The organism is Paeniglutamicibacter psychrophenolicus, assembly GCF_017876575.1.
Taxonomy (GTDB): domain Bacteria; phylum Actinomycetota; class Actinomycetes; order Actinomycetales; family Micrococcaceae; genus Paeniglutamicibacter; species Paeniglutamicibacter psychrophenolicus.
Map to the genome: position 1 here is coordinate 1,924,689 of NZ_JAGIOE010000001.1, position 23,651 is coordinate 1,948,339.

The following is a 23,651-nucleotide window of genomic DNA, read 5'->3' on the forward strand; positions in this document are numbered from 1 at the left end:
GTGTTCTGGCTGCGTCTAGACTGGAGGGGTGCAGTTCTTCAAGTACACCGTGATCCGGTTAGCCCTTTTCTTCGTAGTTTTCCTTCCACTGGTCTTCCTTTTGCAGTGGCCGTTGTACACGGCCGGCCTCATCGCACTGGTGATCGCCTTTGCGCTGAGCTACCTGTTCCTGAACAAGATGCGACTGGCGGCAAACGCCGAGGTGCAGAAAATGTTCAACGCAAAGGGGCCCAAGAAGACCAAGCACGACTTGGAAGACGAGGAAGCCGAAGACCGCTTCCTCGACAACGGACAGTAATTTTCGCATCCATGCGGCCGAGGGGCTGCGCGTTGCACGCATCAGTGTGCAGGGCGCGGCCCCTCGGGCTTTAAGGGGATATCCGGCGCTGGTCAGGAACGCTGTCCCGCGTTCCCTTCGAGTTCGGCTGCCAGCAGTTCCCTGGCGTGGGCCAAGTGCCCATCGAGTGCGCCGGCCGCACCTTCCGGGTCCCCGGCGGCAATCCGTTCCAGGATGGTGGCGTGCTCCCTGGCGATCTGGGCGGAATCGAGCAATTCCAGTGATTGCACACGAGTCATGCAGAGCCGGACTTCGCCCAGGAGCGAGCGGTACATTGCGCTGGTCCGCTGGTTGCCCATCGCGTCAACCAAGGCGGTGTGGAATTCCATGTCGGGGTCGATGATTGCCGTTGCCGGCTGTGAAAGACGGGCCTCAATCTCGGCATTCGCGCTGAGCGCGGCTTGCGGGACGGCGGCGGTCTTGGCCAGGCGCCGGACCACCTCGGATTCCAGGAACGCCCGCGCGAAATAGATGTCCCGGACCGATTCGGCCCCCAACGTCTTCACACGTGCCGTCTTGTGGACTCCGCGCTCCAGCAGGGAATCCGCGACCAGTCGCTCGATGGCAGCCTTGGCCGTTGGCCGGGCGACGTCATATGTCCCCGCCAGCTCCGCCTCGGTCAGTGCGGTTCCCTGTGCGAGGTCGCCCGCATGGATTCGTCGGCGCAGATCCTCGACGATGGCATCAATGATGGAAAGCGCGGAGACGCGTTGGGTCATGAAGATGGGATCCTTCGAATGGCGGGCAACAGGGACAACAATCGTGACAGATTTTTTCAACGGCAGCTTGATACACAAGTGTACTTGTAAGACAATCGTAGGGTCGATGGCTTGCGCACTCAAGGCCCCCTGCACGCCCGACGGAGTATTCTCACCTGATGGAACGGAAGAGCCACACCTTGATTCCCACACTGCGCAATGCGCTGGGCAACGACGACCAGCTCACCCAGCGCGCCATCGACCTGCACGCCTACGCCAACGATGCCTCCCACTTCCTGCTGACACCGCAAGCCGTGGCGATCCCGAACAATGCGGCCGAGGTCGGCGCCCTGCTCAAGGCAAGTGCCGAGCTCAACCTGCCGCTGACGTTCCGCTCGGGTGGGACCTCGCTCTCGGGGCAGGGGGTCACCGACTCGCTGCTGGTCGACGTGCGAAAGAACTTCAAGGACATCGAGGTCCTGGACAACGGCATGCGCGTGCGGGTCCAGCCCGGGGTCACGGTACGTGCCCTGAACGCACGGCTGGCGCTCTACGGACGCAAGTTCGGTCCGGACCCGGCCTCCGAGGTGGCCTGCACCATCGGCGGGGTGGTGGCCAACAATTCCTCCGGGATGCACTGCGGAACCGTGGACAACGTCTACCGCACCCTGGAGTCGCTGGTCATCGTGCTCACCAGCGGAACCGTCATCGACACCGGCGCCCCCGATGCAAACGCGAGGCTCCGTGCCCTGGAGCCGGCGCTCTTTGAGGGACTTGAACAACTCACCCGGCGGGTACGGTCCAACCCCGACTCGGTGGCAAGAATCAAGCACCAGTTCTCCATGAAAAACACCATGGGATACGGGCTGAACTCGTTCCTGGACTACGAGGATCCCGCCCAGGTCCTGGCCCACCTGATCGTCGGTTCCGAGGGAACCCTCGGGTTCGTGGCCGAGGCGACGTTCAGGACCGTGCCCACCTACAAGCACGTGACCACGTCCCTGCTGGTTTTCAACGACCTCTTTACCGCCAACGAGTCCCTCGAAGCACTGGTGGGCTCGGGGGCAGCCACCGTGGAGCTCATGGATTCGCTCTCGTTGAAGGTCGGGCAGGCGCTGCCCGGGAGCCCGGCTATCGTCACCGACCTTGACGTGCAGTCGCATGCCGCGTTCCTGGTCGAATACACCGCAACAAATGCCGAGGAACTTGCCGAACGCCAAGCGGCGGGCATGGCGCTGGCGAACTCGCTCGAGCTCAGCACCCCGGCGCGGTTCAGCCCCGATGCCAAGACCCGCGCCGAGTTGTGGCAGCTGCGCAAGGGCCTCTATGCCTCGGTGGCGGGGGCGCGCACCCAGGGGACCACGGCCCTGCTGGAAGATGTGGTCGTGCCGGTTCCGGCACTGGCCAGGACCTGCGCCGAGCTCTCGGTGCTCTTCGAGCGGTACGGATACGAAAACTCGGTCATCTTCGGCCACGCCAAGGACGGCAACGTCCACTTCATGCTCACCGACGGTTTCCACACCAAGGACCAGATCGAGCGCTACTCGGCATTCACCGAGGACATGGTCGACCTGGTGCTCGGCGAGGGCGGCTCGCTCAAGGCCGAACACGGCACCGGCCGGATGATGGCACCCTATGTGCGCCGCCAATACGGCGACGAGCTCTACTCGGTCATGCGCGAGCTCAAGACCTTGCTTGACCCGGCGGGCCTGCTGAACCCCGGGGTCATCCTGGACGAGGACCCGCGGGCGCACCTGCGCCACATCAAGGTCACCCCGGCAGTGGATCCGGAGGTGGACCGTTGCGTGGCCTGCGGATACTGCGAGCCCGTCTGCCCCTCGCGAAACCTCACGCTGACACCGCGCCAGCGCATTGTCACGTTGCGGGCCATCGAGACCGCCCGGCAGGCCGGTGACGAAAAGCTGGTGGCCGAGCTCGAGAAGGACTACACCTACGAATCGGTGGACACCTGCGCGGTCGATGGCATGTGCCAGACCGCCTGCCCGGTGGACATCAACACGGGAACCCTGGTGAAAAAACTGCGCGCCAAGGAAGCCGGCAAGCTCGAGGGCGCGGTCTGGAACGGAGCCGCAAAACACTGGTCGACCGTGACCCGCGGCGCCGGCACGGCGCTGACCATTGCCGTGAAGATCCCGGTTCCGCTGGTGCTTGGCGCCAACAAGGCGGGTCGTGCGGTGCTGGGGGACGACACACTGCCGTTGTACTCCGCCGAGCTGCCCGCAGGAGGCACCCGGCGCGCACGCCCGGCACCGGCCGGTGAACCGGTCGCGGTGTACTTCCCGGCCTGCGTGAACACCATGTTCGGACCGGCGGACCCGGCCCAGCCCGGCATCCAGGAAAGCTTCAGCGCCCTGGCCGAACGCACCGGGGTTCAGCTGCTGGTGCCGACGGGCATCGATTCGCTGTGCTGCGGCACCCCGTGGTCCTCCAAGGGCATGGAAGCCGGGCACGCGAGCATGGGGGAGCGCACCGTGGCGGCACTGCGCGAAGCCAGCGGGAACGGGGAGCTGCCGATCCTGTGCGATGCCTCCTCATGCACCGAGGGGTTGCGCCACAGCATCGAAACCGAAGTGGTCCCGGTGGGCGGCAAGCCGCTGCGGATCATCGACGTGGTCGACTACACCGCGCAACACATCTTGCCGCTGCTGCCAGCAGCGCAGAAGGTGGCCTCCCTGGCGTTGCACCCGACCTGTTCCTCCACGCGCCTGGGACTGAACCCCGCGCTGCAGAAGGTCGCCTCGGCTGTGGCCGACACCGTGCAGGTCCCGGAGAGCTGGGGGTGCTGCGCGTTCGCCGGGGACCGCGGGATGCTGCACCCGGAGCTGACCGCCTCGGCCACCGAGGCGCAGGCCGCCGAGGTCCGGGCCTTCGGCGCGGCCGCGCACGCCTCGTGCAACCGGACCTGCGAGCTGGGCATGACCCGGGCGACGGAACAGCCCTACGAGCACGTGCTGGAATTGCTGGAGCGCGCCACTCGGCCGTAGGTGCGGTTCGAAGCCTGCGGGCACTTTGCGGGCGTCGGCTGTCCGGGCCACCGAGGAGCCGGGGCCACAACCGCCCCCGTCTGCGCGGCCATCGGGCGGGCCGCGACCTTCCGACGTCGCTGGGCCCTCCTCCGGCCAACGGCGTGAAGATCAGCAGATTCCGACACCGGCCGGTGGGATGCAAGGGGCCCGGCCACTTTCGTGGCCGGGCCCGTCGCTTCGGTCGTTGGATCGTTGGGAGTACCTAGGCCAGGGCCTTGTCCATCACGATGGCCACGGTGAACAACGCGGCGTAGGCAAGGTTGATGATGCCGGTCTGCTTGAGCACCGGGATCAGGGCGCCGGGCTCGTGCCTGCGCAGCACGGTCCAGCTCGGCATGCCGCCCAGCAACGCGGTGAGCAGGATCAGCCACATCCACGGATGGGTGGACACCAGCACCAGCGGCAGCAGGATCGCCACGGCCAGCATCATCACGTAGCTGATGCGTGCCGCCTCGTCGCCCAGCCGCACGGCCAGGGTCATCTTGCCGACTTCCTTGTCGGTGGGGATGTCGCGGATGTTGTTGGCCATCAGCAGGGCGGTGGCGATGAGTCCGGTGCCCACGGCCCCGATGTATGCCGGCAGGGTGAGCTGGTGGGCCTGGGTGTAGGCGGTGCCCAGGGTGGCCACGAGGCCGAAGAAGATGAAGACGAACACCTCGCCGAGCCCCCGGTAGCCATAGGGGTTCTTGCCGCCGGTGTAGCCCCACGCCGCGACGATGGCCGCGACGCCCACGAGCAGCAGCGGCCAGGATCCGGTGTACACCACGAGGAAAGCGCCGACGATGCCGGCCAGCCCGAAGCAGGCGAAGGCCGCGTTGCGGACGGTGGTCGGATCGGCCAGGCCCGAGCCGGTCAAGCGCAGCGGACCCACGCGCACGTCATCGGTGCCGCGGATCCCGTCGGAGTAGTCGTTGGAGTAGTTCACCCCGACCTGCAGCAACAGGCCCACCACCAGGGCCAGGACGGCTTCGAACCAGGCCAGCTTCCCCGTGGTGTCCACGGCGGCCGCGGTTCCGATGACTACCGGGGCAATCACAATGGGCAGGGTGCGCAGGCGTGCCCCCGCTACCCACTGGGCAATCGTAGCCACCATCAATCCTCTCGCTGCTTGGATAAAACTTGCAGCCCTCATTCTCCCTTGCCCGCGGGCAAGGGAGAAATTCCGGACCCGTCGCCGCGGGTGGCTAGAGCGAAACGATCAGCAGCGTTGCGGCAAAAACAATGCCCGAGGCGATCAGCACGATCGTGGTGTAGCCCAGGATGTCACGCATCTTCAATCCCGCAATGGCCAGCAGCGGCAGGGCCCAGAAGGGCTGGATCATATTGGTCCACTGGTCGCCGTAGGCCACCGCCATGATGGGGATGGACGGGTCCACGCCGAGTTCGGCGGCCGCCGTGAGCATGATCGGCGCCTGCACGGCGAACTGCCCGCCGCCGGAGGGGACGAAGAAGTTCACCAGCCCGGCCGAGAGGAATGCCAGCACGCCGAAGGTCTGCGGCGTGGAGATCGACACGAATACGTCGGAGAGCACCTGGATCAGGCCGGTGCCGGTCATGATGCCCAGGATCCCGGCGTAAAGCGGGAACTGCAGCAGGATCTCGCCGACGTTCGATGCCGCGTGCTTGGTCAGCGCCATCAGCTCGAAGGGGCTGCGCACCAGCAACAGGATCAGCGCCAGGAAGGACCAGTTCACAATGTCCAGGGTCAGGGTGCCGCCGGTGGAGAAGTGGATGACCAGGTAGGCCAGCAGCATCACGCCCAACAGCAACGTGGGCAGCCGGCTGGCGTCCAGGCGGTCGGCGGGCGTGCTGACCTCGTCGTCGACGGCCACGAGTTCCTCGCGGGCGTCCTGGACCAATTCCACGATCTTGTCGTTCCCGCGCGGAGCCACCAGGTACAGGGAGGCAGCGACCAGGATGATGGTGGCCACCGTGGCGATCATGTTCCAGGAGGAGAAGGTGGTCTCCGAGATCGAGAGCGGCCCGCCGAGCTGCTTGGCGATGAACGAGTCGGGAGTGGCGGCGGTCAGCGGCCCGGAGCCGGAGTAGCCCATGTGCCAGACCACGAACCCGGCGAATCCCGCGGCCACGAGCATCGGGAAGTGGAAGCGGATGCCGCGTTCGCGTCCCTGGGCGGCGACTTCCCTGGCCAGCAGGCCGCCGACCACAAGTCCCAGGCCCCACGTGATCAGGGAGGCCACTGCGGCCACGAGGAACACGAACACGTAGCCCTGGAGCGGGTTCTTGGGGATGCGCCCCAGGAACCGCAGGAGCTTTCGCACGGGCCGGGTGTTGGCCAGGATGAATCCGAGCATCAGCACCAGGGCCATTTGGGTGATGAAGGCCAACAGCCCGGCCAGCCCGTCGCCCCAGCTTTGCACGATGAGCAGCGGGCTGGAGCCGGTGATCAACAGCGCGAGGATGGCGACGATGAAGGTCAGGGCGATGGCGAAGACAAAGGCCGAGGGGATGAATCGTTCAACAAGGTTGTTGATGGGCCGCATGGCCCGTGAGATCGCTGTTCCACCTTGCGGTGTGGCGGTTTTGCTCATGAACTAACACCTCTTTGTGCAGGTCCGACAGGGGAGCTGGCCAGGAAATGCGCACTGACCAGTGATGTTGCCAACGTTACGCCAGGGGGTGTTGGTTTGGTGCCGGCAGCCGGCCGGGCGGGGGATCGTGTCGTCAAACCCGATCCGAGCCCGGGCACGGCCGGGGCTGTCAGTCCGAGGAGGCAGCCAAGTCGGAGGCCAGCTGCATCCGGTCGACCTTGCCGTTGGGCAGTAGCGGCAACGACGGCAGGTTCATCATCCGCCGGGGCACCGCCGCGGCGCCGAGCGCTTGGCGCACCGCTGCGGCCATGGACTCCTGGGCGGCGTTCCCCGCATAGGCGGCACCGATCTGCTGACCCCACTGCGCATCGGGCACCGGAACCACCGCCACCGCCGACACGCCGGGCACTGATTCCAGGACGTGCTGGACCTCTGCGGCGGAGACCTTCACCCCGCCGGTGATGATCACGTCGTCGGCGCGTCCGGTCACCGACAGCACGCCGTCGGTGTAGCTGCCCAGGTCTTCTGTCGCGTACCAGCGCACGCCTGAATCATCGACGGTGAAGTGCTTGGCTGTCAGCCCGGGGTTGCCGAGGTAGCCGGAGGCGATGGTGGGTCCGCCCAGCCAGATCCGGCCATCGACGGTCTTGACCTCGACCCCGGGAAGTGCGCGGGCGTTGTAGACGCAGCCGCCGGCGGTCTCGCTGGACCCGTAGGTGAGGTGGAGCTTCAGCGAGTGCTTGGCCGCCTCCTCCAGGACGGCCCGCGGTGCGCGCGCCCCTCCGAGCAGGATCGCGTCGAAGCGCCGCAGCGTGGCCAGGGTTTCATCAGTCGGCTCGGTGAGCAGGCGCTGCAGCTGCGTGGGAACCAGGGAGACCAGTCGCCTGGAATCGGTCAGGGCGCAGGCCGCCTCGTTGAACCCGGCGGCGTCGAAGCCGGTGTCCAGGTCCATGGCCCAGGGGCGGGTGCCGGCGTAGAGGCTGCGGGTGAGCACCGCGAGCCCGGCAACGTAGTGCAGGGGCAGGGCCAGCAGCCACTGGCCCTCGAAACCCAGGTATTCGGCAGTTGCCATGGACGAGGTGGCCAGGGCCTCCACGGACAGCGCGGTGCGCTTCGGGGTTCCGGTGGAACCCGAGGTGCGCACCACCGCCGCGATTTCCTCCAGGCCCTCCAGCTCCGTCTCGTCCACGGGGTTCACCAGGTAGTCGTTGTTGGTGGTGCCGGGCAGGATTTCCACCGCGGGGCCGTCCTCGTTGAGCGAGGCGGACAGGGCAACGAGCGCGGAATCTGGATTCATGAGCCTGGGGGTCCTAGAAGTAGTACGGGTGGCCGGACCAGTCGGGGTTGCGCTTTTGCAAGAAGGCGTCCCGTCCCTCGACGGCCTCGTCGGTCATGTAGGCCATGCGGGTGGCCTCGCCGGCGAAGACCTGCTGGCCGGCCAGCCCGTCGTCGGCCAGGTTGAAGGCGAACTTGAGCATGCGGATGGCCTGCGGGGACTGACGTGCGATGTCCGCGGCGTATTCAAGGGCGACTTCCTCGAGGCGGGCGTGGTCGACGGCCTCGTTGACAGCTCCCATGGCCACCATGTCCTCCGCGGAGTGCTCGCGGGCAAGGAAGAAGATCGATCGGGCGTTCTTTTGCCCGACCTGGCGTGCCAGCAGGGCCGAGCCGTAGCCGGCGTCGAAGGAACCGACGGTGGCGTCGGTCTGCTTGAACTTGCCGTGCTGGCGCGAGGCGATGGTCAGGTCCGAGACGACGTGCAGCGAGTGCCCGCCGCCGGCGGCCCAGCCGTTGACCACGGCAATGACGACCTTGGGCATGGTGCGCATCAGGCGCTGGACCTCGAGGATGTGCAGGCGTCCGGCGCGTGCCGGGTCGATCGAGTCGGCGGTCTCGCCCTCGGCGTAGCGGTAGCCGTCGCGGCCGCGGATGCGCTGGTCCCCGCCGGAGCAGAACGAGTGCCCGCCGTCCTTGGCCGAGGGGCCGTTGCCGGTGAGCAATACCGTTGCCACGTCCGAGCTCATGCGGGCGTGGTCCATGATGCGGTAGAGCTCGTCGACCGTGCCTGGGCGGAACGCGTTGCGGACCTCGGGGCGGTTGAAGGCGATGCGCACGGTCGGCAGGTCGCGGACGATGTTGCCGTCGGCGTCGCGCTCGACCTGGCGGTGGTAGGTCATGTCTTCAAGGTCGAAGCCCTCGACAACGCGCCACTGCACGGGGTCGAAGATGTCGGAAACCTTGGCTGGCAACTGGGGTGCGGATTCAACGGTGCTCACAATCATGAATGCTATCCGCTGCCTGCCCCCGGGGGCGAAAGGGCGGTGGTGCAAGGGGCTTTGGGGCATCCGCTGCACGCCGGAAAGGCCGTGGTGTCGAGGTGGTGGCCGCGGACCGGAAGCCAAACTGTTCAACAATTAATATTGGGATTTTCCTTGACAGTGTGACCTTCATCAAAGCGCACTCCCACTTGGATACTTGTGTTTGATGTGATGGTGTGCATCACGTTGTGTCGTTGTGCTCCAGTCCACATTCGACTTCATGTTGTGACGAAAAATACGGTAAGTTGGCCAATTGCACCCCCACGTAAATGTGTGATCGGGCGCCCTGAAACGGGTCTCGCCGGGTGTACTCCCCGCATTACCCATGCGGGTTGATTGAGTCACCAAAGGAGTTGCACGTTGGAACCACACAACGTACGAGAGCACCAGCACCACGCGTCCACCAAGGGCGCGGAGGTGTCTGCCGAAGGCTACAAGAAGACGCTGACCCGTCGCCACGTCCAGATGATCGCCATGGGAGGTGCCATTGGCGTGGGCCTGTTCATGGGTGCCGGTGGCCGCCTGGCTTCCACCGGTCCGGCCCTGATTTTCTCCTACGCGCTGGCCGGCCTGATCGCCTACTTCCTGATGCGTGCCCTGGGCGAGCTGATCATGTACCGCCAGTCCTCGGGTTCCTTCGTTTCCTACTCCGGTGAGCTCTTTGGCCCCAAGGGCGCCTTCCTCTCCGGCTGGATGTACGTGCTGAACTGGGTGATGACCGGCATTGCCGAGCTGATCGCCATTGGCCTGTACTTCACCTACTTCTTCCCCGGCGTCCGGGTGGAGGCCGCGGCGCTCTGCGCCCTGGGCCTGCTGGTGGCCGTGAACCTCTTCAGCGCCAAGGCCTTTGCCGAATTCGAGTTCTGGGCATCCTTCCTGAAGGTCGCCGCGATCGTGCTCTTCCTGCTGATCGGCATCTACCTGGTGGTCACCAACGCCCAGGTCGGCGACGGACACGCAGCGGTGAGCAACCTGTTCGCCAGCGAGGGCGGCATGTTCCCGCGCGGCGTGCTGATCTCCATCCTGGTCCTGAACGCAGTCATCTTCGCCTACAACGGCATCGAACTGGTCGGCATCACCGCCGGCGAAATGGAAGACCCTGAACGCGAAGTCCCCGCAGCCATCCGCGCCGTGGTCGTGCGCATCGTGGTCTTCTACGTCGGCTCGGTCACCCTGCTGGCGATGATCCTTCCATGGAACCAGTTCAAGGCCGGCGAAAGCCCGTTCGTGACGGTCTTCGACCAGCTGGGCTGGGGCTGGATCGGCAGCGTCATGAACTTCATCGTCATCACCGCCGCACTGAGCTCCTGCAACTCGGGCATCTACTCGATCGGCCGCGTCTTCCGCGCAATGGCCAACAACGGCCACGCCCCGCAGTGGCTGACCAAGATGAACAAGCGCCACGTCCCGTACGCAGCCATTTGGGCGATTGCCGCCGTCTACTTCGTTGGCGTCATGCTGAACATCTGGCTCGGCGGATCCTACGCGTTCGACCTCGCGCTGAACACCGCCTCGATCGGCGTGCTGTTCACCTGGGCCTCGATCTTCGCCTGCCAGATCATGCTGCGCAGGAAGAAGGGCAAGATCTCCAAGCTCCCGATGTCCGGTTCCCCATACACCAGCTGGGCGGGCCTGGTGTCACTTGCCATCATCACCGTGTTGATTGGCTTTGACACCATGGTGGGCAAGGACGGCGAGGTCTTCCACCTGGGCCTTTACACCATTGGCTGCATCCCGATCATTGCGGTGGGCCTGTGGATCGGCTGGCGCAAGGTGCGCCACAACAAGCCGAAGTCCGAGCTGTACGCCTAAGCAAGCAGGCGCGATAACGCCGCGGCGGGTGGGCCGGTTCAGGGGGAAACCCCGGGCCGGGCCACCCGCCTTTTTGCGTCCGACTGGTCAACTTTCGGGTTGGGGCGGCAAAGCGGCCACCAGGCTGGCGGGGATGCCAGTCGGGACTGTGCCGGGGAACCGGGGCGGCGCGCATTTGGCGGGCCCGATCGAAGGGGCGCATCACGCCGATCAGGGGACAGGCTCCATGACGCGGATTTTCCGGCCGGGCCGAGGGCCGGCTTGTTGTTCGCTGGGTCGTTGGGTGGGCGGCTGTCCCGCGGCCCCGGTTCATTACGGCGGTATTTGGCAGGTGTGTCCCTTCGAGCCGGGTGCCCGGGCCTCGGCCAGACCGAAGACAGTACGCCAGTGCCCGGCATGCGTCAACGCTTTCGGGTTTTGTGTCGGAACGTGGTTGACCACACATATGACAAGATGGGAATCTAGGTGTGTTTCAATTAGCGAACGAATGGTCGGTAATTCTGCCGGACCCGTTTCGGGGCCGGCAAACGGAGCCAAAACACGGAACATGAACGGTTCATTCCGCCGGGAAACCGCGGAACGGACCATGGCGTGTGCCGACTGACAAAGGAGTTGTGATGACCGAGGCATTCTTGGTGGGCGGAGCCCGCACCCCGGTGGGACGTTACGGCGGAGCGCTGTCCAGCGTGCGCCCCGATGACCTGGCGGCAATCGCCATCAAGGCCGCCGTCGAGCGCGCCGGCATCGACCCGGCCGACGTCGACGAGGTCATCTTCGGCAACGCCAACGGCGCCGGCGAGGAAAACCGCAACGTCGCGCGCATGGCCTGGCTGTTGGCCGGCTTCGAGGACACCGTCCCGGGCATCACCGTCAACCGCCTCTGCGCATCGGGCATGAGCGCCATCACCATGGCGAGCCACATGATCAAGGCAGGTGCCGCGGACATCGTCGTCGCCGGCGGCGTCGAGTCCATGAGCCGCGCCCCCTGGGTCCAGGCAAAGCCAACGACTGCCTTTGCCAAGCCGGGAGAAAGCTACGACACCTCCATCGGCTGGCGCTTCCCGAACCCCGAGTTCCTCTCCGGCGAGCTGTCCCGCGAGGGCAAGGCCACCTTCTCGATGCCTGAAACGGCCGAGGAAGTCGCCCGCGTCTTCAACACCTCCCGCGAGGACTGCGACGCCTTTGCCGTGCGCTCGCACGAACGCGCGCTTGCCGCAATTGAGGCAGGGCACTTCAAGGACGAGATCGTCCCGGTCACGGTTAAGACCCGCAAGGGCGAGATCATCGTCGACACCGACGAGGGCCCGCGCCCCGGCACCACCCTGGAAGTCCTCTCCAAGCTGCGCCCCGTGGTCAAGGGCGGCACCGTGGTCACCGCGGGCAACGCCTCGACCCTCAACGACGGCGCATCGGCCATCATCGTGGCCTCCGAGGCCGCCATCAAGAAGTACGGACTTGTCCCGCGCGCCCGCATCATCGACGGTGCCTCCGCCGGCCTGGCCCCGGAGATCATGGGCGTCGGTCCGGTCCCTGCCACCCGCAAGGTCATGGAGCGTTCCGGCTACAAGATCGAGGACCTGGCCGCAGCCGAACTCAACGAGGCCTTCTCCTCGCAGTCGCTGGCTTCCATGCGCGAGCTGGGCATCGACCCGGAGATCGTGAACAACGACGGCGGAGCCATCGCGCTGGGCCACCCGCTGGGCTCCTCGGGTTCACGCATCGTGATCACGCTGCTGGGCCGCCTGGAGCGCGAAGCCAAGGAAGGCGGGTCCAAGCTGGGCCTGGCCACCATGTGCGTCGGCGTCGGCCAGGGCGCCGCGCTGCTCATCGAGGGTGTCTAGGGGTGGCGGAGCGCTTGGAACCTTCCGGTTTCACGACCCTGAAGCTCACCGAGTTCGACGACCGGCTCTATGTCCAGCTTGACCGCCCGGAGGTCAGGAACGCCATCGACCAGTTGATGGTCGACGAGCTGCACGCCGTGTGTGCCTACCTGGAACGCACCCCGAAGATCATGGTGCTCTCCGGCACCCCCGCGGACCCGGAAAACGGCACCAAGGGCATCTTCGCCTCCGGTGCCGACATCGCCCAGCTGCGCGAACGCCGACGCGACGATGCGCTTGCAGGGATCAACTCGGGCATCTTCGACAGGCTTGCAAAGCTGCCGATGCCGGTCATCGCGGCCCTTGACGGGTTCGCGCTGGGCGGCGGGGCCGAGCTGGCCTTTGCCGCGGACTTCCGCATCGGCACCCCCGAGCTGCGCATGGGCAACCCGGAAACCGGCCTGGGCATCATGGCCGCCGCGGGTGCCACCTGGCGCCTGAAGGAACTCGTGGGCGAACCTGTCGCCAAGGAGATCCTGCTGGCCGGCAAGGTGCTCAAGGGGGAGGAATGCCTGCGCGTCGGGCTCATCACCGAGCTCGTCGAGGGCAAGGACCTGCTGGAGGCCGCCTCCGCGCTGGCCGACCGCATCGGCAAGCAGGACGCACTGGCAGTGCGCATCACCAAGTCGGTGTTCCACGCCCCGCGCGAGGCGCACCCCGTCATCGACACCCTGGCCCAGGGCATGCTGTTCGAATCCCAGGCAAAATTCGACCGCATGGCCGCCTTCTTGGATCGGAAGAAATAACAATGACAACACTTCCCAACACGCTCCCGGCCAAGGTCGGCGTACTCGGCGGCGGACGCATGGGCGCCGGCATTGCCCACGCGTTCCTCATCAACGGCTCCGACGTCCTCGTCGTCGAACGCGACGAAGCCAGCGCCCAGGGTGCCCTGGAACGCGTCACCGAATCCGTGGCCAAGTCGATCGCCCGGGGCGGCATCGACGAGACCCAGGAGCAGATCACCTCACGCCTGCGCGTCTCGGTGGACTACGCCGACTTCGGCGACCGCGGACTGGTGGTCGAGGCCGTCCCGGAAATCTGGGACCTGAAGGTCTCCTCGCTCAAGAAGGTCGAGGAAAACCTCGCGCCCGACGCGATCCTGGCCTCCAACACCTCCTCGCTGTCGATGAGCGGGCTGGCCGCCGAACTGCAGCGCCCGGAAAACTTCCTGGGCCTGCACTTCTTCAATCCGGTCCCGGCCTCGACACTGATCGAGGTGGTCATCGCCAAGCAGAGCGCCGAGGCACTGATCGAGCGCTCGCGCGGCTGGGTTGCCGGACTGGGCAAGACCGCGGTCGTCGTCAACGACGCCCCCGGCTTCGCCTCCTCCCGCCTGGGCGTGGCCATCGCGCTGGAGGCCATGCGCATGGTCGAGGAGGGCGTGGCGTCCGCCGAGGACATCGACAACGCCATGGTGCTTGGCTACAAGCACCCGACCGGTCCGCTGAAGACCACCGACATCGTGGGCCTTGATGTGCGCCTGGGGATCGCCGAGTACCTGCACGAGACCCTGGGCGACCGCTTCGCCCCGCCGCAGATCCTGCGCGACCTGGTCGAGGCCGGCCACTTGGGCCGCAAGACCGGCAAGGGCTTCTACGACTGGAACGACGCCAAGTAGCTGGTTGTGCCGCCCAGGCCGGTGCCCGGAAGCGTTCCACCCGCTTCCTGGCACCGGCTTTTGCGTACCCGTCAGCCGGGCCATGCGGGAAACCGTGGGAGATCTTCGGTAGCGTGGAGCAAAGGCCCGCAGGGCGGGCCAACACGATGTGGACCGGGGGAGGGGCAGTGCCGCAGATCCATGTACTGACCATGCGCATCGAGGTGGCGCCCGAGGAGGCAAGGGCCTTCGAACGGCGCTTCATCGACCACCTGTGCACCACCTTCACGGAAGTTCCCGGGCTTGCCTCGGCGGAGCTGGAATATCCCCGGGGCGAAGAGACCCGCCACGCGGTGGTGCTGGAGTTCGACTCCGAGCGGGCAGCCGGCGTCTTCGGGGACTCCGAAGTGTCGGCAACGGTGTTTTCTGGAGGCTCCTGGGAGCAGGATGGAGCATGGATTCCGTGAGCAATTCGATGGACCAGCCTCGGTGGGATGGCGCCGTGAATGCGCGCCTGGTGCTGGGGAAGCTCTACCGCATGGGACGCAGCGAGTGGCTGACCACCACCGGATGGCAGCAGGCCTACGCGGACGGGGTGCGCACCGTCATCGACCTGCGCAATCCCGGCGAACGGGCCCGCCGGCACACCGATCCCGACGTCGACGAGGCGGCCAAGGCCGGGATCACGATCATCAATTCCCCCACCGAGGAGTCCGGCCACCCGGAGTTCGAGGCACTCGCGGTACCCTACATGAACCACCCGCGGATGTACCCGGAAAACCTCGCGTTCTTCCCCGAACGGATTGCCGAGGTGTTCCACCACATCGCCGCGGCCGAAGGCAAGATCGTGCTGCATTGCTCGGCGGGACGGGACCGCACCGGGCTGATCGTCTCGATGCTGCTCGAGTTGGTGGACCGCGAGGATCTGCTCGAACCCCAATACGAGGCGGCCCTGCGCGGGATCAACGACTGGCACAGGATCAGCGCCTACAAGCACCCCCACGAGTCCTACCTCGAGGAACGAGACCTCCTCGGCCCGCTGCACGAACGGCTTCGGGCGCTGGGCGAGTTCGTCGCCTCGCTGCGTGTCGAAGACTTCCTGCGGGAGCACGGGCTCAGCGAGACGGAGCTCGAAGCGATCAAGAAACGGCTCGCCTGAATTTCCCGGCCACCGGAGCCCGCGCGCCGTAGGCTGAAATCATGACGCCGATTGCACCCGTGACCCTCGCCGGACGGCTGGTCACGCTCGAACCGCTGGAAAAATCCCACCACGACGAACTGGTCGCCGCGGTGCGCGACGGGGAGGTCTGGAAGCTCTGGTTCACGGCGGTGCCGTCGCCCCAAGAAATGGGCGCGGAGATCGAGCGCCGGCTGGAACTGCAGGAGGCCGGCTCGATGCTGCCCTTCGTCACCCGGCGCAATGCCGATTCGGTGGTGCTGGGCATGACCACCTTCATGGACATCGACGCAGGTCTGCCCCGGGTGGAGATCGGCTCGACGTGGAACCGGGCCTCGGTGCGCGGGACCGGCACGAACGTCGATGCCAAGCTCCTGCTGCTCACCCATGCCTTCGAGGTCCTGGGCTGCCCGGCCGTGGAATTCCGCACGCATTGGATGAACATGGCCTCGCGCGCCGCGATCGAGCGCCTGGGGGCCAAGCTCGACGGGGTGCTGCGGGCGCACCGGCGCATGGCCGACGGTTCGTTGCGCGACACCTGTGTGTACTCGATCATCGCCTCCGAATGGCCGCAGGTGCGCTCCGGGCTCGAATTCCGGCTGGCCGGGCACCTGGATTCCGCCCGGTAGCGGCTGCTGTCCCGGCACGGTGTTGGTGCAGCAGGCGTGGAGATTCACTCGGTGTACAGCTCCGAGGAAATGACGCTGACGTCGTATTCCACATCCGGATCGGTCCATACCTCCACGAAGGTTGAGGTGCTGTCCGCGGTCCCGCCTCCGCCCTCGGCGACACGGCACGGTTCCAAGTCATAGCTGGCCACCACGAAACCGTGGACGTCGAACGACCGGATGCCCAAGGGCGCCTCGGTCTCGCAACCCACCAGCAGCCACAGCAGCGCGCCCGAACGCTGGTACGGCAGGATGATTCTTGAATCGCCCCGTCCGTGAAAGTGCATCAAGACTTTTTCGGTGCCGGCAAGGGAACCGGGCAACGGGCTCTTGCCCCCGGCGATGAGATCGGCATGGGACGGTGGATTGGTCTCGGTGCCATCAGGGCTCGGCGCGGGAACGATGCGAATGACCTTGATTTCCGGAATGAACGACGGCCCGTGATCCGGGGGGACTGCCGAGGGAGCGGGCAACGAATCGTCCACGAGCATGGTGCATCCAGCGAGCAGAAGGACCAGGCAAGCCCGTGTCGCCAGGGTGAGACCCGGATGCCGTCCGGGGCGGAACCTCCGTGTCGGCCCGGAAACGGCGGAGAGATCTTGCCTGTCGGTTCTTCCACGCGCCATCCGGGCACCCGGGGCCCTGCCGCGGGAGCGCCGCTTCACCGCCGGGGCCCGTCGGTGTGGGCGCGTATCTCCGAGGAAATGATGCTCAGGTCGTACTCCACGTCCGGACTGGTCCAGATCTCCACCAGGGTGGAGGTGCCGTCCTCGGTGCCCCCGCCGCCCTCGGCGGCACGGCAAGGCTCCAAATCGTAGCGGGCCACCACGACGCCGTAGAGGTTCAGCGTCCGGATGGTCAGCGGCGCCTCGATCTCGCAGCCGGCCAGGATCCACAGCAGCGCGCCGGATCGTTGGGCCGGCAGCACGATCCTGGCCTCGCCCTTGCCGTGGACGTGCATCAGGACCTTTTCGCTGCCGGGCAGGGCCCCGGGCAGCGGGCTCTTGCCCTGCTCGATGAGCTCGGCGTGGGTCGGGCGCTTGTTGCCCAGGCCGGGTTCTTGCGGGGACGGGGTCACGGGGAAGACCTGGGTTTCGGGGATGAAGGACGGCCCGGACGCCGTGGGGCTTGGGCTCGGGAGGGGAGCGGGATCATCCACGAGGGTGGTGCACCCGGCGGCCAGGCACGCCAAGCCAAGCAGGGCCGCCAGGGCCAGCGGATGAAGCCCGGCCCGGGTACGGCGGGTCGGGCCCGATGCGCGCGAGAATTCCTTCATGGCCGTTCCTCACCTCAGGAATTTTCGCGGCCAGCGGGTGCCGGGACGGTCATCGGTGTTCGCGAGCTTTCCGGAGACCAGCGTGAAGTGCATCGGTGCGCCGTTAGGGATGGTCACGATGCCCCTGGTTTCCGTGGTGTCCAGGGGACCGGCCACCAGGTCGGTGGCCGGGCATCGGTCCGGCGTGTACATGAGCGTGGTGCGGCCGGCGGCATCGAATGCCATCAGCGACAGCGGAACCGGCCGCCGGCACCGCACCGCGATCCACAGGGACACGCCCCGGGCCCGAGCCGGGAGGGCAAAGGAGAAGCCGCGGCTCCGCTCGACGCTGAGCACCACCTGCTCGGAGCCCGGGACGGCACCGGCCAACGGGTGCTCGCCGGAGAGCAACAGCGCCTCGATGCTGCGCGATTCATGTTGCGGATCGGGAGCAGCCGACAGGGTGGGAGTGGCTACGGCCGGCGGAAGCATGGCAACGGGTGGCCGGGGCGCGGGGCGCGACGACGGCTCGGTGGTGGCCATGTCCACGTCATCGACCACCGAGGTGCACCCCGAAAGGCTGGAGGCAAGTGTGATGGCGACCATGAGATCAATCGCCCAGTGCTTCATGTCCGAAGGGTAGAAGCATGCCGGGGAGCCCGCCAGAACGACCTTGCCCACAAACGGCGAGTCGATTGTGTGGGATGGCCCAGTAGCAGGGGGTTCACGTGGTTCGCAGAAAAGCGGTGTGCCCCACGGCCTGCGGGAGGCCGCGAATTTGCGGCCTCCCGCGGGCGTTAGATCCCGAGCCCGGCCATCGGGTTGGCCAGGGTGCCGGCGTAGATCAGCCCGCCGGACTGGTCGGTGAGATCGAGCATCCGGGCGTTGTTGCGCAGCTGCAGCCGGTTCAGGCAGGAGAGCTCGAAGTCCGGTGCGAACAGCTCCAGCGCGTCGAATGCCGCAGTGGTTTCCGGGTTACGGGCCCGGTAGGCCAGCAGCCTCTCCGCCGCGGTTTCCCAGAAGACGTCCTCGCTGCAGATCCCCTCGCGGGCCAGCATTGGTGCCAGGAAGCGCAGGAAGCAGTCGACGATGTCGGTGAAGACCACCAGCCGGCGCTCGGAATCCGGGACCGCGGCGCGGATCCGCTCCACCTCGGGCGGCAGCGCCAGCCGGTCCCCGAGCACCGCGATCTCCTCGGCCAGGTCCTTGTGCAGCACCCTCACCGGCACCGAATCCTCCAGCACCAGGATGACGTTCTCCCCGTGCGGCATGAATGCCAGGTCGTAGCGGCACAGGGCATGCACCAGCGGGACCAGGTAGGCATCGAAGTAGCGGGTGAGCCAGTCCGTGGCCTCCAGCGACGAGCGCCGGATGTGCGCCGCGGCCAGCGAGGCACCGGCCGCGTCCAGGTGCAGCAACGAGGCCATGGTGGCCAGCTGCTGCCCGGGCTCGATCGACCCGGCAGGGGATTCGCGCCAGAGCGCGGCCAGCATCTTGCGCTGCGGGGCATCCGGGCCGGCCGCCTCGTAGAGCGGGTTGGCGTAGCCGACCGCGGCGACCTCCCGCAGCAGCCCCGTGTTGCAGCGGCGCAGCTCCTCGTCGTTTTCGAAGATCGAGGTGAGCCACGCGTTGATGGCCGGGGTGTTCTCCATGTAGGCGGCCGAGAGCCCGCGCATGAAGCCCATGTTCAACACCGACAGCGCGGTCTTGACGTAGTGGCGTTCGGGGCTGCTGCGGTTGAAGAAGGTGCGGATCGATTGCTGCGGCTGGTACAGGTCCTCCCCGGCGCCCAGGTGCACCAGGTGGCCGGTGGCCACGTCGGCGGCGAATGCCACCGCGAGCTTGTGCTCCCACTGCCACGGGTGGATGGGCATCAGCACGAAGTCTTCCGGCTCCAGGCCGCTGGAGCCACAGTCCTCGGCGATCCGTGCCCGGAAGCGGGCCAGCTGCCGGGTCCCCAGCTCGCCCTGCAGCAGGGACTCGGCGTCCAGTCCCGGCACGGCGCTGTAGCGGGCCCGGGAGCCGTGCGCGGCGACCCAGTGCAGGGCCAGGGCCGAGCCGGTCTCCGGGGCGTGGTCGAGGTAGTCGGTGGCGCCCAGGCCCAGGCGGCCGTTGTTGGCCACGAAGCAGGGGTGCCCCTCGGTCATTGCGGCCTCGGTGCGCTGGAAGTCGGCGACCCCGTCCCCGGTCCCGGCGGCCAGCTCTGCCGCGCTCGCCGTGGAGTGCAGCTGCTTGTAGCAGTGCGAAGCCAGGGTGCTGGTGATTTCCTCGAGGTACACCGGCAACTGGGCTTCGGACAGGTCCAGGGTATTATGGAAGGCCAGCACGAAGCCGGCGGCATCGACGGCGGCGGCTTCCCCGTCGATGGAAACCACCAGCGAATCCGGGTCGATGACCCAGTGCTCCAGGGCGTGAACGGTCGCGGCAAAGCGGTATTCGTGGGCATCGCTGCCCAGCAGCCAGCCGCCGTCCGCGGGAACCGGGGCCAGCAGCCGCTCGTGGGTGAACTCTGCGATGGCCTTGGCCAGCAGGTGGCGGTTGGCGGTCTCCCAGCGGGTGGGGGACAGATGCGCCGTGGCGGACGAGGGGCGGCCGGTCGCCGCGGCGAAGTCCGCCCGGGTGCAGAGGGAAAGCAGCGCGGTCTTGACCCCGGTGTCATCCCCGGCCGGCAGCTCGATCCGGCCGGCGGGGCGGAAACCGAGCCGGGAGTTCAGCGAGTGGATGGCGGTGTTCGCCGCGTCGGGTTCGACCACGATCCGCAGCACCGCCGGGTCCGCGAAGAGGTGGGCGAGCGTCGCCTCCATGGCCGCCGCGCTGAGGCCGGGCAACGGTCTGCCCTCTCCGGGGCCGGCGAGCAGCAGGTGCATGCCGACATCCCCGTTCCGGTGGGCATAGCGGCCGGCAAGCACCGAGTGCTCCGGGGAATAGTGTTCGAGCAGGAACGCCGGTTCCGGCTCGGCCGCACCGTGCGGGGCGGGCAGCAGACCCAGCAGCACTTGGTGGTGCGCCGAGACATCGAGCTGCCCGTAGGCAGCGCGGACCTCGGGGACGGTCGTGCCGAGCATGCCCCAGTAGCGGGCCCGCTCGGTGTTCACCCATCCGTGCAGCAAAGGGGCGTCGGTTCCCGGGTCGAAGCGGCGGAAGGCGAAGTCGCCGGCTTCCGGCGCGGTGCGGCGGGCCGGGGGAAGGACGATGGAGGGTGTGGAAATCATGCGTGGGCTCCTTCGAGCGAGGGGGAGGGCGATGCGGGGGCGGCGGCGGGGCTGCCGAAGGACTGGAACCCGATGCGTTTTTCCACCGCGTAGTGCTCGTACCCCAGGATCCGGTTGATGATCACCGAGTTGCGGTAGGCGCCCATGCCCAAATCGGGGGCCGTGAAGCCGTGGGTGTGCAGCTCGGCGTTCTGCACCAGCACGTCGGCATCGTCGCTGATCGCGTAGTGCCGGTCCACATCCAACCTGCCGCCGGGCAGCCGGTTGATGCGTTTCCCGAGGCCGGCCAGGAAGGCCGGCTCGCGGTAGGAATAGCCGGTGGCAAGCACCAGGGTGTCGGTGGCCGCGGAGAACTCCCCGCCGTCGTCCTGGTTGCGCAGGCGCAGCTGAAGGGCGCCGTCGCGGTGCTCGATTCCCTGCAGGGAAGTGGCGGCACGGAGTGTGACCGGGGCGTGCCCCGAAACCTGGCGGCGGTAGAGCATCTCGTGGATCTCGTCGATCAGGTCCGCGTTGATGCCCTTGTACAGCCCCTTCTGGCTGGCCGAAAGCGTGTCGCGGGTGCCCTGCGGCAACCCGTGGAAGTGGTCGATGTATTCCGGGGAGGTCATTTCCAGGGTCAGTTTGGTGTATTCGAGCGGGAAGAATCGCGCGGAGCGGGTCACCCACTGCAGGTGCTGCTCCGGGCCCAGGGTTCCGAGCAGGTCGGCGAAGACCTCCGCGGCGCTCTGCCCGCTGCCCACCACCGCGATGCGGGAGCCTGCGGCGATCGCTGCGCGGGCGGGGCGGTAGCCGCTGCTGTGTACCGCGGCCCCGGTTCCCAACACGCATTCGGGGACGACGGAGGGAACATGCGGGGTGGTGCCGGTGCCCAGCACCAGGCGCCGGGTGCGCACGGTGGAGACCCCGTCGCCGGTGTGCACGTCGAGCTCGTACACGCCGTTGGCGTAGCGGGCGGCGGCCACGTGCGCACCGAAGCGGACCGCGGGCAGGCGGGCGGCCGCCCAGCGCAGGTAGTTGTTGTACTCCTCGCGCAGCGGGTAGAAGTTCTCGCGGATGTAGAACGGGTAGAGGCGTCCGGTGTCCTTCAGGTGGTTCAGGAAGGACAGCGGGTGGGCGGGGTCGGCCATGGTGACCAGGTCGGCCATGAAGGGAACCTGCAGGTGGGTTCCCTCGAGCATCATGCCCGGGTGCCAGGCGAATTCCTCGGCGCGCTCAAGCACCAGCACCTCGAGCCCGGGCACGGTGTCCGCCAGCGCGGCGAAGCCGAGGTTGAAGGGGCCGGCGCCGATGCCCACGGCATCCCAGATGCGGTCGTGAAGCGGCGCGCTCATGCGGCGGCCATCCCGGTGCGCATCTGGCAGATCGCCCGGCCGTGGGACACCACGGCGTCGAGGATTCCAGCGATGTCCCCGGGCGTGGTGTTCGGGTTCAGCAACGTCAGTTTCAGGTGGCGCACCCCGTCGATGGTGGTGGCGGCGACCATGGCTGCCCCGGAGTCGTAGAGTGCGGTGCGGATGGCGTTGGCCAGCGGCTCGGTCGCGGTGTCCGTGGCGGGTTCGGGTCCCGGCGGCACATAGCGGAAGACCACGGTGCTCAATTGCACCTCTGCGGCCAGCTCGAGCTCGGGGTGCGCATGGACCATCGAGGCGGCGGCGGCCGCGAGGTCCATGACCGAGTCGAACATCTGCCCAATCGCCTCGGTGCCGAGCGCGCGCAGCGTCACCCAGAGCTTGAGGGCGTCGAAGCGGCGGGTGGTGGCCAGGGACTTGTCGACCTGGTTGGGGGTGCGACCGGCCTCGGCGGCGGGGTTCAGGTACTCGGCGTGGTGCGAGACCAGGGCGAGGGCGGCCCGGTTGCGGACCAGGATGGCGCTGGAACCGATGGGCTGGAAGAAGGACTTGTGGAAGTCGACGGTCACCGAATCGGCTGCCTCGATCCCGGTGAGCATCCCGCGGTGGCGCGCCGAGGCCAGCAGCCCGCAACCGTAGGCGGCGTCGACGTGGAACCAGGCCCCGTGCTCGGCGGCCAGGGAACCGATGGCCCCCAGCGGGTCGATGGAGCCGAAGTCGGTGGTCCCCGCGGTGGCCACGATGGCCATGGCGCGCAGGCCCGCGGCCCGGTCCTTCTCCAGCGCGTGCCGCAGGGCGGAGACATCCATCCGGTGGAGCTCGTCGCACTCGATGGCAACGACCGCCTCGGCGCCCAGCCCCAGCAGGGACGCGGAGGTGGAGATGCTGAAGTGGCTGTCGGCGGAGGCATAGATGCGCAGACCCGCCAGGCGTTCGGGCAGCGAGCCGGTGGCCCCTGCCACCGCACTGTTGCGGGCCAGCAGCATGGCCTGGAGGTTCGAGGCGGTGCCGCCGCTGGTGAACACGCCGTCGGCTTCCGGACCCAGCCCGGCCAGGCCGGCTGCCCAGTCGATGAGCCGCTGTTCGATGAGGGTGGCGCCGGCGCTTTGGTCCCAGGTGTCCATCGAGGTGTTCACCGTGGTGACCAGGGCCTCGGCGGCAATGGCGGGCAGGGCGACCGGGCAGTTCAGGTGCGCCGCGTAGCGCGGATGGTGGAAGTAGACCGCATCTCGCAGGTACAGCTCGGTCGCCTCTTCCAGGGCTGCGGCAGTGCTGCCCAGCGGTGTGCGCAGGTCCACGGCGTCGAGCCGGGCGCGCAAGGCTTCCGGGCGGGGCCCGGTGGTGGGGCCCGTGGCGGCGGCAATCGATCGGGCAGCGAGCCGGGCTGCGGAGGCGAATTCCTCGGCCATTCGTTCGGCGGTTTCGCTGGTGAGCAATTGCCCGGCAGCAAGATCTGCGGGGGAGGACAGTGGTTGCGCCAGTTGACGTTGGGGCGTCATGGGGCTCCTTCAATATCGGGGACTGCCACGATGCGAGATGGAAAGGTTATGCTTACCTAACTCGTGACCAGATATTAAAGACATAGGCACGGGAGCTAATACAACTTAAGTTCAACGAACAACCAAAAAGCCCACGTCGGACGGTGCAAAGTGGCCGCCGTGTTTCGGCGTGCCCGGAAACGGCCGGAGCACCCGAATAGCGGGTGTAACAATTCGCAAGGAACCAAGGAAGAGGCCGGGGGTGGAC

Annotated in this window: 20 protein-coding genes; 9 read left to right on the forward strand and 11 right to left on the reverse strand. The window is 67.2% G+C overall.

What is annotated here, in order from left to right:
• Nucleotides 1–28: 28 nt before the first annotated feature.
• Nucleotides 29–298 carry a DUF4229 domain-containing protein gene (locus tag JOF46_RS08600; RefSeq protein ID WP_209906935.1) on the forward strand — a complete coding sequence of 90 codons (270 nt, stop codon included), beginning with the start codon at nucleotides 29–31 and terminating at the stop codon, nucleotides 296–298.
• A gap of 92 nt (nucleotides 299–390) precedes the next feature.
• Here the strand turns inward: JOF46_RS08600 and JOF46_RS08605 are convergent, their stop codons facing one another.
• On the reverse strand, nucleotides 391–1,056 hold the full coding sequence (locus JOF46_RS08605; protein ID WP_209906936.1) for a GntR family transcriptional regulator: 666 nt from the start codon (nucleotides 1,054–1,056) through the stop codon (nucleotides 391–393).
• 158 nt (nucleotides 1,057–1,214) lie between these two features.
• Here JOF46_RS08605 and JOF46_RS08610 point away from each other — a divergent pair, with 158 nt between their 5' ends.
• Nucleotides 1,215–4,040 carry an FAD-binding and (Fe-S)-binding domain-containing protein gene (locus tag JOF46_RS08610; RefSeq protein ID WP_209906937.1) on the forward strand — a complete coding sequence of 942 codons (2,826 nt, stop codon included), beginning with the start codon at nucleotides 1,215–1,217 and terminating at the stop codon, nucleotides 4,038–4,040.
• Between the two features lie 244 nt (nucleotides 4,041–4,284).
• Here JOF46_RS08610 and JOF46_RS08615 read toward each other — a convergent pair whose 3' ends face one another.
• The 4 genes from JOF46_RS08615 to JOF46_RS08630 form a co-directional block, all read right to left on the reverse strand.
• On the reverse strand, nucleotides 4,285–5,172 hold the full coding sequence (locus JOF46_RS08615; protein ID WP_209906938.1) for a 1,4-dihydroxy-2-naphthoate polyprenyltransferase: 888 nt from the start codon (nucleotides 5,170–5,172) through the stop codon (nucleotides 4,285–4,287).
• A gap of 94 nt (nucleotides 5,173–5,266) precedes the next feature.
• The gene (locus JOF46_RS08620; RefSeq protein ID WP_209906939.1) at nucleotides 5,267–6,634 is read right to left on the reverse strand and encodes a short-chain fatty acid transporter; all 1,368 of its coding nucleotides are present in this window, start codon (nucleotides 6,632–6,634) and stop codon (nucleotides 5,267–5,269) included.
• A gap of 169 nt (nucleotides 6,635–6,803) precedes the next feature.
• The gene (locus JOF46_RS08625; RefSeq protein WP_209906940.1) at nucleotides 6,804–7,931 is read right to left on the reverse strand and encodes an AMP-binding protein; all 1,128 of its coding nucleotides are present in this window, start codon (nucleotides 7,929–7,931) and stop codon (nucleotides 6,804–6,806) included.
• A 13-nt stretch (nucleotides 7,932–7,944) separates the two neighbouring features.
• Nucleotides 7,945–8,910: a 1,4-dihydroxy-2-naphthoyl-CoA synthase gene (locus tag JOF46_RS08630; protein ID WP_342592405.1), complete on the reverse strand. Its 966-nt coding sequence runs from the start codon at nucleotides 8,908–8,910 to the stop codon at nucleotides 7,945–7,947.
• A gap of 402 nt (nucleotides 8,911–9,312) precedes the next feature.
• On the opposite strand from JOF46_RS08630, the gene JOF46_RS08635 reads away from it, so the two are divergent.
• The 7 genes from JOF46_RS08635 (at nucleotide 9,313) to JOF46_RS08665 (ending at nucleotide 16,050) form a co-directional block, all read left to right on the forward strand.
• Nucleotides 9,313–10,764, forward strand: coding sequence for an amino acid permease (locus tag JOF46_RS08635; protein ID WP_209906942.1), 1,452 nt, complete (start codon nucleotides 9,313–9,315; stop codon nucleotides 10,762–10,764).
• Nucleotides 10,765–11,381: 617 nt separating this feature from the next.
• Nucleotides 11,382–12,605 (forward strand): thiolase family protein, encoded by a 1,224-nt coding sequence (locus JOF46_RS08640; protein WP_209906943.1) that lies wholly within the window; start codon nucleotides 11,382–11,384, stop codon nucleotides 12,603–12,605.
• 14 nt (nucleotides 12,606–12,619) lie between these two features.
• Nucleotides 12,620–13,390: an enoyl-CoA hydratase/isomerase family protein gene (locus JOF46_RS08645; RefSeq protein ID WP_245348062.1), complete on the forward strand. Its 771-nt coding sequence runs from the start codon at nucleotides 12,620–12,622 to the stop codon at nucleotides 13,388–13,390.
• A 2-nt stretch (nucleotides 13,391–13,392) separates the two neighbouring features.
• Entirely contained in the window at nucleotides 13,393–14,265 is an 873-nt protein-coding gene (locus JOF46_RS08650; RefSeq protein WP_209906945.1) for a 3-hydroxyacyl-CoA dehydrogenase family protein, read from the forward strand.
• 113 nt (nucleotides 14,266–14,378) lie between these two features.
• The gene (locus tag JOF46_RS08655; protein ID WP_209906946.1) at nucleotides 14,379–14,711 is read left to right on the forward strand and encodes a hypothetical protein; all 333 of its coding nucleotides are present in this window, start codon (nucleotides 14,379–14,381) and stop codon (nucleotides 14,709–14,711) included.
• Complete coding sequence (locus JOF46_RS08660; protein WP_245348063.1) at nucleotides 14,699–15,403, forward strand: tyrosine-protein phosphatase; 705 nt, start codon at nucleotides 14,699–14,701, stop codon at nucleotides 15,401–15,403. The genes JOF46_RS08655 and JOF46_RS08660 overlap by 13 nt, the downstream gene beginning before the upstream one ends.
• A 41-nt stretch (nucleotides 15,404–15,444) precedes the next feature.
• Nucleotides 15,445–16,050 (forward strand): GNAT family N-acetyltransferase, encoded by a 606-nt coding sequence (locus JOF46_RS08665; RefSeq protein ID WP_209906948.1) that lies wholly within the window; start codon nucleotides 15,445–15,447, stop codon nucleotides 16,048–16,050.
• A gap of 44 nt (nucleotides 16,051–16,094) precedes the next feature.
• Here JOF46_RS08665 and JOF46_RS08670 read toward each other — a convergent pair whose 3' ends face one another.
• The 6 genes from JOF46_RS08670 to JOF46_RS08695 all read right to left on the reverse strand — a co-directional run bounded on the left by JOF46_RS08670 (nucleotide 16,095) and on the right by JOF46_RS08695 (nucleotide 23,404).
• Nucleotides 16,095–16,580: a hypothetical protein gene (locus JOF46_RS08670; RefSeq protein WP_209906949.1), complete on the reverse strand. Its 486-nt coding sequence runs from the start codon at nucleotides 16,578–16,580 to the stop codon at nucleotides 16,095–16,097.
• Nucleotides 16,581–16,750: 170 nt separating this feature from the next.
• A complete protein-coding gene (locus JOF46_RS08675; RefSeq protein WP_209906950.1) occupies nucleotides 16,751–17,365 on the reverse strand; it encodes a hypothetical protein in 615 nt (204 codons plus the stop codon).
• Nucleotides 17,366–17,374: 9 nt separating this feature from the next.
• Entirely contained in the window at nucleotides 17,375–17,950 is a 576-nt protein-coding gene (locus JOF46_RS08680; protein ID WP_209906951.1) for a hypothetical protein, read from the reverse strand.
• A gap of 191 nt (nucleotides 17,951–18,141) precedes the next feature.
• Nucleotides 18,142–20,556: a GNAT family N-acetyltransferase gene (locus tag JOF46_RS08685; protein ID WP_209906952.1), complete on the reverse strand. Its 2,415-nt coding sequence runs from the start codon at nucleotides 20,554–20,556 to the stop codon at nucleotides 18,142–18,144.
• Nucleotides 20,553–21,887 (reverse strand): lysine N(6)-hydroxylase/L-ornithine N(5)-oxygenase family protein, encoded by a 1,335-nt coding sequence (locus JOF46_RS08690; protein ID WP_209906953.1) that lies wholly within the window; start codon nucleotides 21,885–21,887, stop codon nucleotides 20,553–20,555. The genes JOF46_RS08685 and JOF46_RS08690 overlap by 4 nt, the downstream gene beginning before the upstream one ends.
• Nucleotides 21,884–23,404 carry a pyridoxal phosphate-dependent decarboxylase family protein gene (locus tag JOF46_RS08695; protein ID WP_209906954.1) on the reverse strand — a complete coding sequence of 507 codons (1,521 nt, stop codon included), beginning with the start codon at nucleotides 23,402–23,404 and terminating at the stop codon, nucleotides 21,884–21,886. Before JOF46_RS08695 ends, JOF46_RS08690 begins: the two co-directional genes overlap by 4 nt.
• Nucleotides 23,405–23,651: the final 247 nt, after the last annotated feature.